At 72.5% G+C, this 14,198-nt stretch carries 14 protein-coding genes, 2 pseudogenes and 1 riboswitch; of the genes and pseudogenes, 11 read left to right on the forward strand and 5 right to left on the reverse strand.

Annotation, left to right across the window (positions count from 1 at the left end):
- Positions 1-51 precede the first annotated feature (51 nt).
- Positions 52-142, forward strand: a riboswitch (ZMP/ZTP riboswitch).
- 64 nt (positions 143-206) lie between these two features.
- From glyA to KV205_RS28695, 3 genes are all read left to right on the forward strand, one after another.
- Positions 207-1,505, forward strand: a complete 1,299-nt coding sequence (gene glyA / locus KV205_RS28685) for a serine hydroxymethyltransferase (protein WP_265867591.1) — start codon at positions 207-209, stop codon at positions 1,503-1,505.
- A gap of 102 nt (positions 1,506-1,607) precedes the next feature.
- A complete protein-coding gene (gene trpS / locus KV205_RS28690; protein WP_265867593.1) occupies positions 1,608-2,621 on the forward strand; it encodes a tryptophan--tRNA ligase in 1,014 nt (337 codons plus the stop codon).
- Positions 2,622-2,730: 109 nt separating this feature from the next.
- A complete protein-coding gene (locus tag KV205_RS28695) occupies positions 2,731-3,324 on the forward strand; it encodes a 2'-5' RNA ligase family protein (protein ID WP_265867594.1) in 594 nt (197 codons plus the stop codon).
- A gap of 31 nt (positions 3,325-3,355) precedes the next feature.
- Here KV205_RS28695 and KV205_RS28700 read toward each other — a convergent pair whose 3' ends face one another.
- Both KV205_RS28700 and KV205_RS28705 read right to left on the reverse strand, forming a co-directional pair.
- Entirely contained in the window at positions 3,356-4,111 is a 756-nt protein-coding gene (locus tag KV205_RS28700; RefSeq protein WP_265867631.1) for a decaprenylphospho-beta-D-erythro-pentofuranosid-2-ulose 2-reductase, read from the reverse strand.
- 65 nt (positions 4,112-4,176) lie between these two features.
- Complete coding sequence (locus KV205_RS28705; RefSeq protein ID WP_265867596.1) at positions 4,177-5,565, reverse strand: FAD-binding protein; 1,389 nt, start codon at positions 5,563-5,565, stop codon at positions 4,177-4,179.
- A gap of 439 nt (positions 5,566-6,004) precedes the next feature.
- On the opposite strand from KV205_RS28705, the gene KV205_RS28710 reads away from it, so the two are divergent.
- The 4 genes from KV205_RS28710 (at position 6,005) to KV205_RS28725 (ending at position 9,132) form a co-directional block, all read left to right on the forward strand.
- On the forward strand, positions 6,005-6,499 hold the full coding sequence (locus KV205_RS28710) for a phosphatase PAP2 family protein (RefSeq protein ID WP_265867632.1): 495 nt from the start codon (positions 6,005-6,007) through the stop codon (positions 6,497-6,499).
- Positions 6,500-6,728: 229 nt separating this feature from the next.
- A complete protein-coding gene (locus KV205_RS28715; protein ID WP_265867633.1) occupies positions 6,729-7,694 on the forward strand; it encodes a decaprenyl-phosphate phosphoribosyltransferase in 966 nt (321 codons plus the stop codon).
- Positions 7,655-8,170 carry a GtrA family protein gene (locus KV205_RS28720; protein WP_274710957.1) on the forward strand — a complete coding sequence of 172 codons (516 nt, stop codon included), beginning with the start codon at positions 7,655-7,657 and terminating at the stop codon, positions 8,168-8,170. The genes KV205_RS28715 and KV205_RS28720 overlap by 40 nt, the downstream gene beginning before the upstream one ends.
- Positions 8,158-9,132: a YihY/virulence factor BrkB family protein gene (locus KV205_RS28725; protein ID WP_265867599.1), complete on the forward strand. Its 975-nt coding sequence runs from the start codon at positions 8,158-8,160 to the stop codon at positions 9,130-9,132. Before KV205_RS28720 ends, KV205_RS28725 begins: the two co-directional genes overlap by 13 nt.
- A gap of 364 nt (positions 9,133-9,496) precedes the next feature.
- Here KV205_RS28725 and KV205_RS28730 read toward each other — a convergent pair.
- Positions 9,497-10,519 (reverse strand): annotated as a pseudogene (locus KV205_RS28730) (D-alanyl-D-alanine carboxypeptidase family protein); the annotation flags it as partial.
- Between the two features lie 88 nt (positions 10,520-10,607).
- Between KV205_RS28730 and KV205_RS28735 the strand changes: the two are divergent.
- Entirely contained in the window at positions 10,608-10,868 is a 261-nt protein-coding gene (locus KV205_RS28735) for a recombinase family protein (RefSeq protein ID WP_265867600.1), read from the forward strand.
- Positions 10,781-12,187: a recombinase family protein gene (locus KV205_RS28740; protein WP_265867601.1), complete on the forward strand. Its 1,407-nt coding sequence runs from the start codon at positions 10,781-10,783 to the stop codon at positions 12,185-12,187. The genes KV205_RS28735 and KV205_RS28740 overlap by 88 nt, the downstream gene beginning before the upstream one ends.
- 86 nt (positions 12,188-12,273) lie before the next feature.
- On the opposite strand, the pseudogene KV205_RS28745 reads toward KV205_RS28740, so the two are convergent.
- Positions 12,274-12,366, reverse strand: a pseudogene (locus tag KV205_RS28745) (DNA mismatch repair protein MutT); the annotation flags it as partial.
- On the opposite strand from KV205_RS28745, the gene KV205_RS28750 reads away from it, so the two are divergent.
- Positions 12,337-12,495: a hypothetical protein gene (locus tag KV205_RS28750; protein ID WP_265867636.1), complete on the forward strand. Its 159-nt coding sequence runs from the start codon at positions 12,337-12,339 to the stop codon at positions 12,493-12,495. The pseudogene KV205_RS28745 and the gene KV205_RS28750 overlap by 30 nt on opposite strands.
- Positions 12,496-12,547: 52 nt before the next feature.
- Here the strand turns inward: KV205_RS28750 and KV205_RS28755 are convergent, their stop codons facing one another.
- The gene (locus tag KV205_RS28755; protein ID WP_265867602.1) at positions 12,548-12,787 is read right to left on the reverse strand and encodes an SCO4848 family membrane protein; all 240 of its coding nucleotides are present in this window, start codon (positions 12,785-12,787) and stop codon (positions 12,548-12,550) included.
- 126 nt (positions 12,788-12,913) lie between these two features.
- Between KV205_RS28755 and KV205_RS28760 the strand changes: the two genes are divergently transcribed.
- Positions 12,914-14,161 carry a metallophosphoesterase gene (locus KV205_RS28760; RefSeq protein WP_265867634.1) on the forward strand — a complete coding sequence of 416 codons (1,248 nt, stop codon included), beginning with the start codon at positions 12,914-12,916 and terminating at the stop codon, positions 14,159-14,161.
- Positions 14,162-14,198: the final 37 nt, after the last annotated feature.

A 14,198-nucleotide genomic window follows, 5' to 3' on the forward strand; every position in this document is an offset into this window, starting at 1 on the left:
TCGCATGCCGGACGGGGAAACCTCCGGCGACGACGCGCCCGCTACTGTGGAAACACGCACGGCGACTGGCGTACGGGGAACCGACCCCGGGGGAGCCGTGCGCGGCAGACCACACGAGGTGCCGCCCGCCTGGGCATCACGGGACACACCGTCGAGTCCCGTGCGCCACGCGCGTCGGGACCCAGCTGCCCGGAGGAGCGCACGCCATGAACCTTCCCGCCACCGGCCTTCCCCCCACCGGCCTTCCCGCCCATCACCCCGCCCTCTCCGCCGCCGACCCCGAGCTCGCCGCGCTCGTCGGCGCCGAGGAGCGGCTGCAGGCCGAGACCCTGCGGCTCATCCCCAGCGAGAACTACGTCTCCGCCGCCGTCCTCGAAGCCTCCGGCACCGTCCTGCAGAACAAGTACAGCGAGGGCTACCCCGGCCGCCGCTACTACGAGGGCCAGCAGAACATCGACCAGGTCGAGACCCTCGCGATCGAGCGCGCCAAGGCCCTCTTCGGCGTCGACCACGCCAACGTCCAGCCGTACTCCGGCTCCCCGGCCAACCTCGCCGTCTACCTCGCCTTCGCCCAGCCCGGCGACACCGTGATGGGCATGGCCCTGCCCATGGGCGGCCACCTCACCCACGGCTGGGGCGTCTCCGCCACCGGCACCTGGTTCCGGGGCGTGCAGTACGGCGTACGCCAGGACAACGGGCTCATCGACTTCGACCAGGTCCGCGAGCTCGCCCTCGCCGAGCGGCCCAAGGTGATCTTCTGCGGCGGCACCGCGCTGCCCCGCACGATCGACTTCGCCGCCTTCGGGGAGATCGCCCGCGAGGCCGGCGCCGTGCTCGTCGCCGACGTCGCCCACATCGCCGGCCTCATCGCCGGCGGCGCCCACCCGTCCCCGGTCGGCCACGTGGACGTGATCTCCACGACCACCCACAAGACCCTGCGCGGCCCGCGCGGCGCCATGCTGATGTCCCGCGCCGAGCACGCCAAGGCCCTCGACAAGGCCGTCTTCCCCGGCCTCCAGGGCGGCCCGCACAACCAGACCACCGCCGCCATCGCCGTCGCCCTGCACGAGGCGGCCCGGCCCGCCTTCCGGGACTACGCCCACGCCGTCGTCGCCAACGCCAGGGCGCTCGCCGAGGCGCTGCTCGCCCGCGGCTTCGACCTGGTCTCCGGCGGCACCGACAACCACCTGATCCTGATGGACCTCACCCCCAAGGAGGTCCCCGGCAAGGTCGCCGCCAAGGCCCTCGACCGGGCCGGGATCGTCGTGAACTACAACACCGTCCCCTACGACCCCCGCAAGCCCTTCGACCCGTCCGGCGTCCGCATCGGCACCCCGTCCCTCACTTCCCGTGGCCTCGACGTCACGCACATGCCGCAGGTCGCCGACTGGATCGACCGCGGTGTCACCGCCGCGGGCAAGGGCGACGAGGACGCCCTCGCCGTGATCCGCGCCGAGGTCGCCGAGCTCATGGCCGCCTTCCCGGCCCCGGGCCTGCCCGTCTGACGCCCTTCACCCGTCCGAAGAGAGACGTGTGTTCCGCGTCTCACCGGCCCGCGGTGGGCGGGCAGTCCGGGAACGCTCCGCACACCTGAGAGAATGATGAGCATGGCCTCTGATCGACCTCGTGTGCTCTCCGGAATCCAGCCCACCGCAGGCTCGTTCCACCTCGGCAACTACCTCGGCGCCGTCCGGCAGTGGGTCGCGCTGCAGGAGTCCCACGACGCCTTCTACATGGTCGTGGACCTGCACGCGATCACGGTCCCGCAGGACCCCGCCGAGCTGCGCGCCAACACCCGGCTCGCCGCCGCCCAGCTGCTCGCCGCCGGCCTCGACCCGGAGCGCTGCACCCTCTTCGTCCAGAGCCACGTCCCCGAGCACGCCCAGCTCGGCTGGGTGATGAACTGCCTCACCGGCTTCGGCGAGGCCTCCCGGATGACCCAGTTCAAGGACAAGTCCGCGAAGCAGGGCGCCGACCGCGCGACCGTCGGCCTCTTCACGTACCCGATCCTCCAGGTCGCCGACATCCTGCTGTACCAGGCCGACCAGGTCCCGGTCGGCGAGGACCAGCGCCAGCACATCGAGCTGACCCGCGACCTCGCGGAGCGCTTCAACGGGCGCTTCGGCGAGACGTTCACGATCCCCGCGCCGTACATCCTCAAGGAGACGGGGAAGATCTACGACCTCCAGGACCCGGCGATCAAGATGAGCAAGTCGGCGTCCACGCCGAAGGGCCTCATCAACCTCCTGGACGACCCGAAGGTCACCGCGAAGAAGGTCAAGAGCGCGGTCACCGACACCGACACGGTGATCCGCTTCGACCCGGAGCACAAGGCCGGCGTCTCCAACCTGCTCAGCATCATGTCCACGCTCACCTCCACGTCCGTCGAGGACCTGGAGAAGAGCTACGAGGGCAAGATGTACGGCGCCCTGAAGACCGACCTCGCCGAGGTCATGGTGGACTTCGTCACTCCCTTCCGTACCCGCACCCAGGAGTACCTGGACGACCCCGAGACCTTGGACTCGGTGCTGGCCAAGGGCGCGGAGAAGGCCCGGGCGGTCGCCGCCGAGACGCTGGCGCAGACGTACGAGAAGATTGGCTTCCTGCCCGCCAAGCACTGATCCGGGGCACGTGCCCGGGCACGGGTCGAACGACTCTGGCCGAAAGGGTGGTGCAAGCCGCACACTGGCGGCTGCACCACCACAATCCTGGACGATGGAGGAGAACGACGTGGGGACCGTAACGCTCGGCGTTTCGATCGCGGTCCCGGAGCCTCACGGCAGCCTGCTCCAGGAGCGGCGCGCGGGCTTCGGGGATCCCGCCGCGCACGGCATTCCGACCCACGTCACGCTGCTGCCGCCGACCGAGGTCGCCGCGGAGCGGCTGCCGGAGATCGAGGCGCACCTCGCCTCGATCGCGGCGCTCAGCCGGCCCTTCGCGATGCGCCTGGAGGGCACCGGCACCTTCCGGCCGCTCTCCCCGGTGGTCTTCGTCAAGCTCGTCGAGGGCGCGACCGGCTGCGACCTGCTCCAGCAGCGCGTCCGCGACGAGGCCGGCCCGGTCCCGCGCGAGCTCCAGTTCCCGTACCACCCGCACGTCACCGTCGCGCACGGCATCGCCGAGGAGGCGATGGACCGCGCCTTCGAGGAGCTGTCCGGTTACGCGGCGGAGTGGACCTGCCGTTCCTTCGCGCTGTACGAGCAGGGCGCGGACGAGGTGTGGCGGAAGCTGTACGACTACGAGTTCGGCAGCGGCCGTACGATCTCCGCCGTCCCGGCACAGGGCGGCAGCCCGGTCGACGCCCCGGCCACGACCCCGCTCTAGGCGCGCCGGCTCCGGCCTGGGCCCCGTACGGCTACACCGGCAGGCGGCGGAACAGCGGACGCGGCACGTGCCGCAGGGCCGACATCACCACGCGCAGCGCGCCCGGCACCCACACCGTCTCCGAGCGGCGCCGCAGCCCCAGCTCGATCGCCGTCGCGACCGCCTCCGGGGTGGTCGCGAGCGGCGCCTCCGCGAGGCCCGCGGTCATCCGGGTGCGGACGAAGCCGGGCCGTACCACCATCACGTGCACCCCGGTGCCGTGCATCGCGTCGCCGAGGCCCTGGGCGAAGGCGTCGAGCCCGGCCTTCGACGAGCCGTAGATGAAGTTCGCCCGCCGGGCCCGCTCGCCCGCCACCGAGGACAGCACCACCAGCGAGCCGTGCCCCTGCGTCTGCAGCGCCTGGGCGCAGACCAGGCCGGCCGAGACGGCGCCGGTGTAGTTGGTCTGGGCGACCCGGACCGCGGAGAGCGGGTCGGACTCGTCGCGCACCTGGTCGCCGAGGACGCCGAAGGCGAGCAGGACGAGGTCGATGTCGCCCTCGGTGAAGATCTTCCCGAGCCGCTCCTCGTGGGAGTCGGTGTCGAGCGCGTCGAAGGGCACGGTGTGCACGTCGGCGCCCAGCGCGCGCAGCGAGTCCGCGGCGGCGGCGAGCGCGGGGGAGGGGCGGCCGGCCAGCCACACCGTACGGGTGCGGCGGGCGATCAGCCGGCGGGCGGTGGCGAGGCCGATCTCGGAGGTGCCGCCGAGGATGAGGAGGGACTGGGGTGCGCCGAAGGCGTCCTTCATGACGTTCACGCTCCGGAGGGGACAAGGGACGGGAGGGACGGCAGGGGTTCAGGGGGCCAGGGGGTTCAGAGGGCGAGCCGGCGGGCCAGGTCGGAGACGAAGACCGAGCGCGGGTCGAGCGCGGCGCGCAGCTCGCGGAAGTCGCCGAGCCGGGGGTACATCGCGGCGAGCAGCTCGGGCCTGAGCCGGGAGTCCTTCGCGAGGTAGACCCGGCCGCCGGCCGCGACGACCTCCTCGTCCAGCTCGTCGAGGAAGGCGCCGAGGCCGCTGAGCGAGGCCGGGATGTCGAGCGCCAGGGTCCAGCCGGGCATCGGGAACGACAGCCAGCCCGGGTCCGCCTCGCCGAAGCGCTTCAGGACGGCCAGGAAGGACGGGCAGCGCCGGGTCGCGATGCGCCGCACCACCCGGCGCAGGGTCTCCTCCCGGCCGTGGCCGACGACGAACTGGTACTGCACGAAGCCGCCGCGCCCGTAGATCCGGTTCCAGTGCGGCACGCCGTCGAGCGGGTGGAAGAAGGACCCGAGGGACTGCAGCCGGCCGGTGGAGTGCCGGGGGGCCTTGCGGTACCAGAGCTCGTTGAACAGGCCGACGGTGGTGCGGCCGAGCAGCCCCTCGGGGACGTACGCGGGGGCTGCGGGCAGCCGCCCCGGCCGGAAGGCCAGCGGCTCGCGCCGGGCCCGCCGCGCCCGTACCGGCAGGGCGTCGTACGGGGCGTGGTCGCCGCGGGTGAGGACGGCCCGGCCGGTCGACGCGCCGCGCGCGAGCAGGTCGATCCAGGCGACGGAGTAGCGGTGGCGGTGGTCGGTGGCGGTCAGCCGGGCCATCAGGTCGTCGAGGTCGGTGGCGCGTTCGGTGTCGACGGACATGAGGGAGGTCTCGACGGGCAGCAGGCGCAGGGTGACGGAGAGGATCACCCCGGTCAGTCCCATGCCGCCGGCGGTGGCGTCGAAGAGCGGGGTGCCGGGGGCGACCGTGCGGACCTGGCCGTCGGCGGTGAGCAGGTCGAGCGAGACGACGTGCCGGGAGAAGGAGCCGGAGACGTGGTGGTTCTTGCCGTGGATGTCGGCGCCGACCGCGCCGCCGACGGTGACGTAACGGGTGCCGGGGCTCACCGGCACGAACCAGCCGAGCGGCAGCAGCACCTCCATCAGGTGGTGCAGGCTCACCCCGGCGTCGCACACCACGAGCCCGGCCTCGGCGTCGACGGCCCGGATCCGGGCGAGCCCGGTCATGTCGAGCACGGACCCCCCGGCGTTCTGCGCCGCGTCCCCGTACGCCCGCCCCAGCCCCCGCGCGATCGACCCCCGCGCCCCGCACGCCCGTACGGCCGCGGCGGCCTCCTCGTACGTCCGGGGGCGGATCACCCGGGCGTGGGTGGGGGCGGTGCGGCCCCAGCCGGTGAGGGTGTCGATGTCCGCGTCCGCGTCGCTGACGGCGGAGGTGTCGGCTGCCATGGGGTGACCGTATAGCCGGGAGTGTCGCTTATGCCGGGATTGATGGCCGGTTCGGCGAAATGGGTGATTAAACGAGTGTCAGGAAAGCGTCTTGCTTCGCAGGACACCTTGGCGCGTCAGAGTCGCCGGTGGCCGACGCGGAAGCGCTGACACGGGGAGCCGAACCACGATGACGCGTATTGCGGACCCGAGCGGGACGGAGCGGGCGGCGTGCCCGGGCGGCGGTACGGCGGCTCCGGCGGAGCCCGCCTCCGGTCTCGGTCTCGGGCTCGGGCCGGAGAGCCGTGGGCCGTACGGCCGTACGGAGGGACCCGCTTCCGAGCCGGCGCCCGGGCCGGGCGGCCGTGCGGCGGCCTCGACAGGGCCCGCTTCCGGGCCCGGCCACGTCCGGGGCGGCACCCACCCCCCGACCCCCCGCCCACCCGGCCTCGACCGGCGGCTGCTCCACGTCCTTCGCGACATCGGGGGCCGGGCCGGGGTCGGAGGTGCGGCGCGCGGCTTGTCGTTCGCGGGGGAGCACGGCGCGGTCTGGCTGGCCGCCGGGCTGCTCGGCGCCGCCGTCGACCGGCCCCGACGGGCCGGCTGGCTGCGGGGCACCGCGCTGGTCGGTGGCGCGCACCTGGTCAGCATGGGGGTGAAGCGGGCGGTACGGCGGGCCCGGCCGCCCGCCGGGGAGTTCGCGCCCCTGGTGCGGACCGCCGGGCGCCACTCCTTCCCGAGCTCGCACGCGAGCTCGGCCGCGGCCGCCGCCGTCGCCTTCGCGACGCTGCACCCACCGGTGCGCCACGTCGTCGTCCCGGCCGCCGCCGCGATGTGCGTGTCCCGCCTCGTCGTCGGCGTCCACTACCCGACCGACGTCGCCGCCGGCGCCCTGCTCGGCGCCGCCACGGCCGCGGCGGCCCGCCGCTGGCTGACCGGAGGCCCCGTTGCCTGACCGGACCTCGACGACCACGGCCGCCCCGGCACCGGGCGCCGGCCCGAGCATCGCCGCCGGCGTTGACGCCGGCGCGGACGTTGCCACCGTGTCGGGCCTCGCCTCCGCCGCGGTCGCCGGCTGGCGGACGGGTCCTGCCATGGACGCCGGCGCGGCCAACGGCACCGCGCCCGCCACCGCCACCAGCGCCGGCGTGGACGCTGCCGGGGCGACCGGCGTCGCGCCAGGCATGAGCCCCGCCTCGGCTGCCGCCGCCGCCGGCACGGCGAGGAACACGCCGGGCCCCGGCGCAGGGGCGCGGGGGCGCACCCCCCTCGCCCTCGCCCGCGGGCTCGTCCGCACCTCCCGCCCCCGGCAGTGGGTCAAGAACGTGCTCGTCGTCGCCGCGCCCGTCGCCGCCGGGCAGCTGTGGTCGTGGCACAGCGCGGCCCGACTCGCAGTCGTGTTCGGGTTGTTCACGGCGGCCGCGGCGGCCGTGTATCTGGTGAATGACGCGCGCGACGCCGCGGCCGACCGGGCGCACCCGGTCAAGCGGCACCGGCCGGTGGCCGCCGGGATCGTGCCCGTACCCCTCGCGTACGGCACCGGGGCCGTGCTCGGGCTCGGGGCGGCGGGGGCCGCGGCGGTCTGGTGCAACGGGATGACGGCGCTGGCGCTCGCCGCGTATCTGACCATGCAACTCGCCTACTGCGTACGCCTGAAGCACGTCCTCGTCGTCGATCTCGCCGTCGTCGCCGCCGGCTTCCTCCTCCGCGCCATGACCGGAGGGATCGCCCTGAACATCCCCCTGTCGCGCTGGTTCCTCATCACCACCGGCTTCGGCGCGCTGTTCATGGTCGCCGCCAAGCGCTACTCGGAGGCCGTCCAGCTCGCCGACGCGCAGGGCGCGACCCGCGCGCTGCTCACCCATTACACGCCCGGGTATCTGCGCTTCGTCTGGCAGTCGGCGGCCGTCGTCGCCGTCCTCGGCTACTGCCTGTGGGCCCTGGAGAGCGGCGGCGTCGCGCACGGCGCGCTGCTGCCGTGGCGGCAGCTGTCCGTCGTCGCGTTCGTCCTCGCCGTGCTGCGGTACGCCGTCTTCGCCGACCGCGGCACCGCCGGCGCCCCCGAGGACGTGGTCCTGCGCGACCGGCCGCTCGCCGTCATCGGCCTCGTATGGGCGGCGATGTACGGGATGGCGGTCGCCGACCTGTGACCCGGCCCCGGCACTGGCACCGGCCCCGGCACCGGCACCGGCGCCTGAGCGGTGAGCTGCTCGGCTTCGCGGCCGCCGGCCTCGCCGCGTACGCCGCCGACCTCGCCGTCTTCCTCCTCCTCCGCGGGCCGCTCGGCCAGGACCCGCTCACCGCCAAGACCCTCTCCTTCCTGGCCGGTTGCACGGTCGCCTACCTCGGCAACGCCCTCGGCACCTACCGCCGCCGCGCCACGACCGTCGCCCTCCGCGACTACGCCGTCTTCTTCGCCGTGAACCTGGCCGGCGCCGCCGTCCAGCTGCTCTGCCTCGCCGTCTCCCACCACGGCCTCGGCCTCACCTCCGCCCGCGCCGACACGGTGTCAGGACTCGGTGTGGGCATGGTCCTGGCGACCTGTCTGCGATTCTGGGGGACCCGGACCCTGGTGTTCCGGAACCCTGCGACCGAGGAGGCGCGCCGCCCGCCATGGACTGGCTGACCAAACTCCCCGTCGTCGGCCCCTGGGTCGCGCGGCTGATGCGGACCCACGCCTACCACGCGTACGAGCGGCTCGACGAGGTCCGCTGGGCCCGGCTCGCCGCCGCCATCACCTTCCTCAGCTTCCTCGCCCTCTTCCCGCTGATCACCGTCGCCGCCGCGATCGGCGCCGCGCTGCTCTCCACCGAGCAGCTCGACAAGATCGAGACGAAGATCGCCGACCAGGTGCCCGGCATCTCCGACCAGCTCGACATCGCCGGGCTCGTCGACAACGCCGGCACCATCGGTCTGGTCGCCGGCGCCGTGCTGCTCTTCATGGGCATCGGCTGGGTCGGCTCGATGCGGGAGTGCCTGCGCACGGTCTGGGGCCTCGACGACGCCGACCAGGGCAACCCGTTCGTCCGCAAGGGCAAGGACGCGGGCGTGCTGCTCGGCCTCGGCGGGGTCATGATCTGCTCGCTCGCCGCGTCCTGGCTCGGCTCCACCGCCGTCGGCTGGAGCGCCGAGCAGCTCGGCATCGAGCACAAGGGCGCCGGCGGGATGCTGATCGAGGCCGCGGCGATCCTGGTCGCGATCGTCGCGGACTTCCTGATCCTGTCGTACGTGCTGACGCTGCTGCCCGGCGTCGAACCGAAGCGCCGCGACCTGGTGGTCGCCGCGCTGCTCGGCGCGGTCGGCTTCGAACTGCTCAAGCTGCTGCTCGGCGGCTACATGAAGGGCGTCGCGGCGAAGTCGATGTACGGGGCGTTCGGCGTGCCGGTCGCCCTGCTGCTCTGGATCAACTTCACCGCGAAGCTGCTGCTGTTCTGCGCGGCGTGGACCGCCGTCGGGGTCAGGGAGTCACCGGAGTCTCGTCCACCGGAGGAGTCTCCGGGGACTCCTGGTCCGGGGACTTCGGGTCCGGCGACGTCTGGTCCTGGGAACGGCGACGGGCCGCCCCCGCCAGCGGCCAGCGCCGGTTGACCAGGAACACCGCGCCCGCGAGCAGCACCAGCACCCCGCCCGCCACGGCGAGCGCGATGCCGATCCCGCCGGACGGCTTCGACGCGGCGACCGACGCGTGCCCCGTACCGTCCTCGCCCTTGCCCGGCGCCTCCTTGCCGGGGGCGGGCTCGGCCCCGGCCGTGCTGCCCGTCGTACCCGGCGTCGTACCCGCCGTCGCCGGCGGCACCAGCTCACCCACCGGCGTCACCTTGCCGGTCGCCGCGAAGCCCCAGTCGAGCAGCCGCGCGGCCTCCTTGTAGACGGCGTGCTGCTCCTTCGACGAGGGGTTCATGACGGTGACGAGCAGCACCTTGCCGTTGCGCTCGGCGACACCGGTGAAGGTCGCGCCGGCCTCGGTGGTGTTGCCGTTCTTGACCCCGGCGATGCCCTGGTACGGGGCGACCCCGATGTCACCGGTCAGCAGCCGGTTGGTGTTCTGGATCTCGAAGGCCTCGCGCTTCTTGCCCGGCTTCGCCTCGCCCGGGAACTTGGCCCGCGGGGTGGCCGCGTACTCCCGGAAGTCCGGGTTCTGCATGCCGCTGCGGGCGATGAGGGTGAGGTCGTACGCGGAGGAGACCTGGCCCGGCTCGTCGTAGCCGTCCGGCGACTTGACGTGGGTGTCGAGGGCCTGGAGCTCCTCGGCGTGCGTCTGCATGTCCTTCACGGTCTGGTCCACGCCGTTGTTCATCGCGGCGAGCACGTGCACGGCGTCGTTGCCGGAGCGCAGGAAGACGCCCAGCCACAGATCGTGGACGCTGTAGGTCTGCTTCTCCTTGATGCCGACCAGGCTGGAGCCGGCGCCGAGGCCCTGCAGGTCGGTCGGGAGCACCGTGTGGTTCTGCGTCTTGGGGAACTTCGGCAGCAGGGTGTCCGCGAAGAGCATCTTCAGGGTGGAGGCGGGGGCCAGCGGCCAGTGCGCGTTGTGCGCGGCGAGCACCTGCCCGTTCTCCGCGTCGGCCACGATCCACGACCGCGCGCTCAGCTCCTTCGGCAGCACCGGCGCCCCCACCCCCAGCTGCACCTGAGTGCCGGCCTTGGACAGCAGCGTCCCGCCCACGCTCGACATCGTGGCCGGCGGCTGGGGCTGCGGCGCCTTGCCGTCCGCGTGCGCGGGCGCGGCGGCGAGGAGGGGCAGCAGAGTGGCGGCGGCGGTGGCCGCCAAAGCGGCCTTCGCGGTCATCTTCGAAGCGGACACGATCGGAAACGTACATCCCCCGACGGCCCTTCCGAACCTCGCGGGGCGGTTCGTCCCCGCTCGTCCACCCGTCCGCAGGGGCCGTGGGGCGGATGGTGGCACGGGCGCCACGACGTCCAGTCGGTGCAGATCATGGCATTTGCTCGAATTCGACCCATGGTGCTGGTTCATCTGAATAGGTTTTCCTCGATAACTAACCGGCGGTGAATCGGTCACACAAGAGAGCAGGTGAGAGGCTTTGTCCCCGTTTGTTTCAGCCGTGCCGGCGGAGCAGTTGGACACGGTTCGAGTCGCCGTCTACGCGCGACAGTCCAAGGAGCGTCCCGATTCGTCCGAGGCGTCCCCGGACGGGCAGGTGGCGGCAGGTGCGTCGCTGGCGGCGAGCAGAGGGTGGAAGGTCGTTCACGCGTTCAAAGACGTTGGTCGGTCCGGTTGGGATCCCAATGCCGTCGCTTCGTCTCCGTACTCGAACCGTTCCTCGACACCTCGAACCCGATCGGCGTCGCGATCTTCGCGTTGATCGCGGCGCTCGCGAAGCAGGACAGCGACATCAAGGCGGAGCGTCTGCGTGGGGCCAAGGACCAGATCAAGGCGGTCGGTGGCCGGCACTCCAGCTCCGCCCCGTACGGCATGAGAGCTGTCCGGGAGAAGATCGGCAACCTTGTCGTGTCCGTGCTTGAGCCGGACGAAGACAACCCGGAGCACGTCGAGATCGTCGAGCGCATGGTGGAGATGTCGTTGGCCGGAATCTCGGACAACAAGATCGCGACGACGCTGGAGTCGGAAGGCGTACCTGCCCTGGGAGAGGCGGAACGCCGTGCCAGCGAGAAGCGGATGCAGTCCATCAAGCAACGGCGCGTATCGAACGAGGACAGCCCCATTCGGTGGCGTGCTCAGACCGTGCGCTGGATTCTCTCCCACCCGGCCGTCGGAGGCCTCGCCAGCGAGCGTGTGAAGCGAGGCAAGGCGTACGTGAACGTCATCGCCCGGGACGAGGGCGGCGCGCCGCTGACGCCTCACCGGGGCGTGATCGCCGGGGCCAGGTGGCTGGAACTTCAGGAGATGCGCAGCAAGCGCAACAAGTCCAACAGACAGCCCGGCGGAGAGATCACACCCAGGCTCCTGAGCGGGTGGCGCTTCACAACCTGTGGAATCTGCACAGGCTCTATGGGGCAGACCAAGAACAACGGCGGACAGGACTACTACATGTGCGCCAACCCCAAGGGCCACGGCGGTCTGAGCGTCAAACGCAAAGACGCTGACGACTACGTGGCCCGATGCGTCTGGGCGCGGCTTGCCGGTGTCGACGTCGACGACGACGGGGACAGGAAATGGCTGGCGGAGGCGGCGCTCCGATTCGCACTTCGATGCGATCTGTCCAGTGTCCAGGAGGAGAGGCGTGAGACGGCAGCGCACCTTGAGCACGTCCGAAACTCGATCGCCGAACTCCAGGCTGACCGCAAGGCGGGGCTCTACAGAGGGAGGGACGAGCTGGCCATGTGGCGCGCGACGATGACGCAGTACCGCGCCTTCGAGGACCGGTGCACAGACAGACTGGGAGAACTGGACGAGCACGCCGCCGCCGCGATTCAGGTTCCGTCCGCATGGCACGAACCGGGGGAGGACCCGTTGGGTCCTGGTTCCCCGTGGGCGGCATGGGATGTGTTCAAGCGCCGCGAGTTCCTTGACCTCTTCCTCTCCAGCGTCTCTGTCGGCCCCGGCCGGGACCCGGAGACCCGGAAGTACATCGCGATCGAGGACCGGGTGACTCTCCACTGGCGATGCCTTGCGTCGGATGAGGACCAGAAGGACGACGAAGAGACACCGGCTGTCCTCTGACGCCTGAGCCAAGCCCCGGTAGCCAATTGCGGACCGCCGGGGCTATCGCGTCTCGGCCGTCGCCCACGTCGTGTGAGGAGACAACCTCAGCCGAGGTACGGCTGATTGCGATTTTCCAGGTGATGCGTCAGTCGTAGACGCTGGGTGTGATGCATGGGCAGCGTGTCCAGCTCCGCGGGGAAGCCGCTCACGCCTGGTGGCTGCTGCACGACCGTCCCCGACCCGAGCGGTTCGGTCTGACCGTGACCACCACGGGAGAGGCTGTGCGGCTGGTGGCCGCCGAGCGAGCCGTTCCCCTGGCCGGCTGATCCGCAAGGCCGCCCCGTCTGTGCGCCGCCCCGTGGCGCAGGGGCGGGGCTTTTACTTGACCGCGTTCGCGCGGACGCCCCGGAAGCCGATCACGCCGACGGCCGTCCCCAGGATGAACGAGGTGACGGCGAGGGCCAGGTGCACCCAGAAGTACGCCGTCGGGTTTCCCGCGTCGTCGAAAGCGAGCCCGCTGCCGTCCTTGGCCAAGTTCTTCACGAAGGTCACCCAGATCACCCAGGACCAGATGCCGAACGCGAGCAGGAACCAGGAGACGCGGCGGCTGAGCTTCATGGGGGTGTCCTTCGCAGTGGGGTGGCCGTGCCCTCCCAGTATCGAACCGGCCGCGCGGGGCGCTGCCAGTGGGGGCAGTAGCGTGGGGGCCCGGCGGAGCGAAGAAGAGGCGGGGCGGGCGTGGGCGTGGTTCTGGTGGTGCTGGTACTGGTCGTGGTCCTGGGGCTGCTCGGGGGCGTGCACTGGTACGTGTGGCGGCGGCTCGTGCGGGATCTGACCGTGCCGGGCGGGGTGGCGCGGCGGGTCGGGACCGGGGTCGCGGTCGCGCTGCCGCTGCTTTCGGTCGGCGCGCTCGTCTCCGGGCGGGCCGGCGCGCCCTTCGTCCTGGAGCAGGTGCTCGCGTGGCCGGGCTTCCTGTGGCTCGCGGTGCTGCTGTACGTGACGCTCGCGCTGGCCGTCACCGAGCCGCTGCGGCCGCTGCTGCGGCGCCTGCTCGCCCGCCGGGCGGAGGCGCCTGCCGAGGTCCCGGCCGAGGTACCGGTGCCCGTGTCCGTACCGGCGGCGGCGCCCGAGCCCCCGGCGCCGGCCGCCCCCGAAACCCCCGACCTCTCCCGGCGGCTGTTCGTCAACCGCGTCGTCTCCGGGTCCGCCGCCGCCGTCGCCCTCGGGACGGTCGGCTACGGCACGTACGGCGTGCTGCGCGGCCCGCGGGTGAAGCGGGTCACCGTCCCGCTCGCCAAGCTGCCGCGCGGGGCGCACGGTTACCGGATCGCGGTGGTCTCGGACATCCACCTCGGGCCGATCCTGGGCCGGGCGCACACCCAGCGGATCGTCGACACCATCAACGCCACCCAGCCCGATCTCGTCGCCGTCGTCGGCGACCTGGTCGACGGCACGGTGGCGAACCTCGGCCCGGCCGCCGAGCCGCTCGCCCGGCTGAAGGCCCGCGACGGGGCCTTCTTCGTGACCGGGAACCACGAGTACTTCTCCGGCGCCGACGCCTGGGTCGACCACGTCCGCGAGCTCGGCCTGCGCCCGCTGCGCAACGCCCGGGTCGAGATCGGCGCCGGTTTCGACCTCGCCGGGGTCGACGACGTCGCCGGCGAGAGCGAGGGCCACGGGCCCGACTTCGGCAAGGCCCTCGGGGACCGCGACCGGTCCCGTACCGCCGTGCTCCTCGCCCACCAGCCGATCGTCATCGACGACGCCGTCCGCCACGGCGTCGACCTCCAGCTCTCCGGCCACACCCACGGCGGCCAGCTCTGGCCCGGCAACCTCATCGCGGAACTGGCCAATCCCACCGTCGCGGGCCTGGAGCGGTACGGCGACACCCAGCTGTACGTCTCGCGCGGCGCGGGCGCCTGGGGACCCCCGGTCCGGGTCGGCGCGCCCTCCGACATCACCGTGGTGGAGCTCGCCTCGAAGCAGGCGTAGCCGAAGCGGGCAGGCAGGCGTAACGGAGTGCTTTGTG

The sequence above is a fragment of the Streptomyces sp. SKN60 genome (assembly GCF_026236535.1).
Lineage (GTDB): Bacteria > Actinomycetota > Actinomycetes > Streptomycetales > Streptomycetaceae > Streptomyces.

Coding starts and splice junctions, on each gene's coding strand:
- glyA (WP_265867591.1), top strand. CDS start 207: ATGAACCTTCCCGCCACCGGCCTTCCCCCCACCGGCCTTCCCGCCCAT.
- trpS (WP_265867593.1), top strand. CDS start 1,608: ATGGCCTCTGATCGACCTCGTGTGCTCTCCGGAATCCAGCCCACCGCA.
- KV205_RS28700 (WP_265867631.1), bottom strand. CDS start 4,111: ATGAAGGACGCCTTCGGCGCACCCCAGTCCCTCCTCATCCTCGGCGGC.
- KV205_RS28705 (WP_265867596.1), bottom strand. CDS start 5,565: ATGGCAGCCGACACCTCCGCCGTCAGCGACGCGGACGCGGACATCGAC.
- KV205_RS28715 (WP_265867633.1), top strand. CDS start 6,729: ATGAGCCCCGCCTCGGCTGCCGCCGCCGCCGGCACGGCGAGGAACACG.
- KV205_RS28720 (WP_274710957.1), top strand. CDS start 7,655: ATGGGCGGCGATGTACGGGATGGCGGTCGCCGACCTGTGACCCGGCCC.
- KV205_RS28725 (WP_265867599.1), top strand. CDS start 8,158: ATGGACTGGCTGACCAAACTCCCCGTCGTCGGCCCCTGGGTCGCGCGG.
- KV205_RS28750 (WP_265867636.1), top strand. CDS start 12,337: ATGCATGGGCAGCGTGTCCAGCTCCGCGGGGAAGCCGCTCACGCCTGG.
- KV205_RS28755 (WP_265867602.1), bottom strand. CDS start 12,787: ATGAAGCTCAGCCGCCGCGTCTCCTGGTTCCTGCTCGCGTTCGGCATC.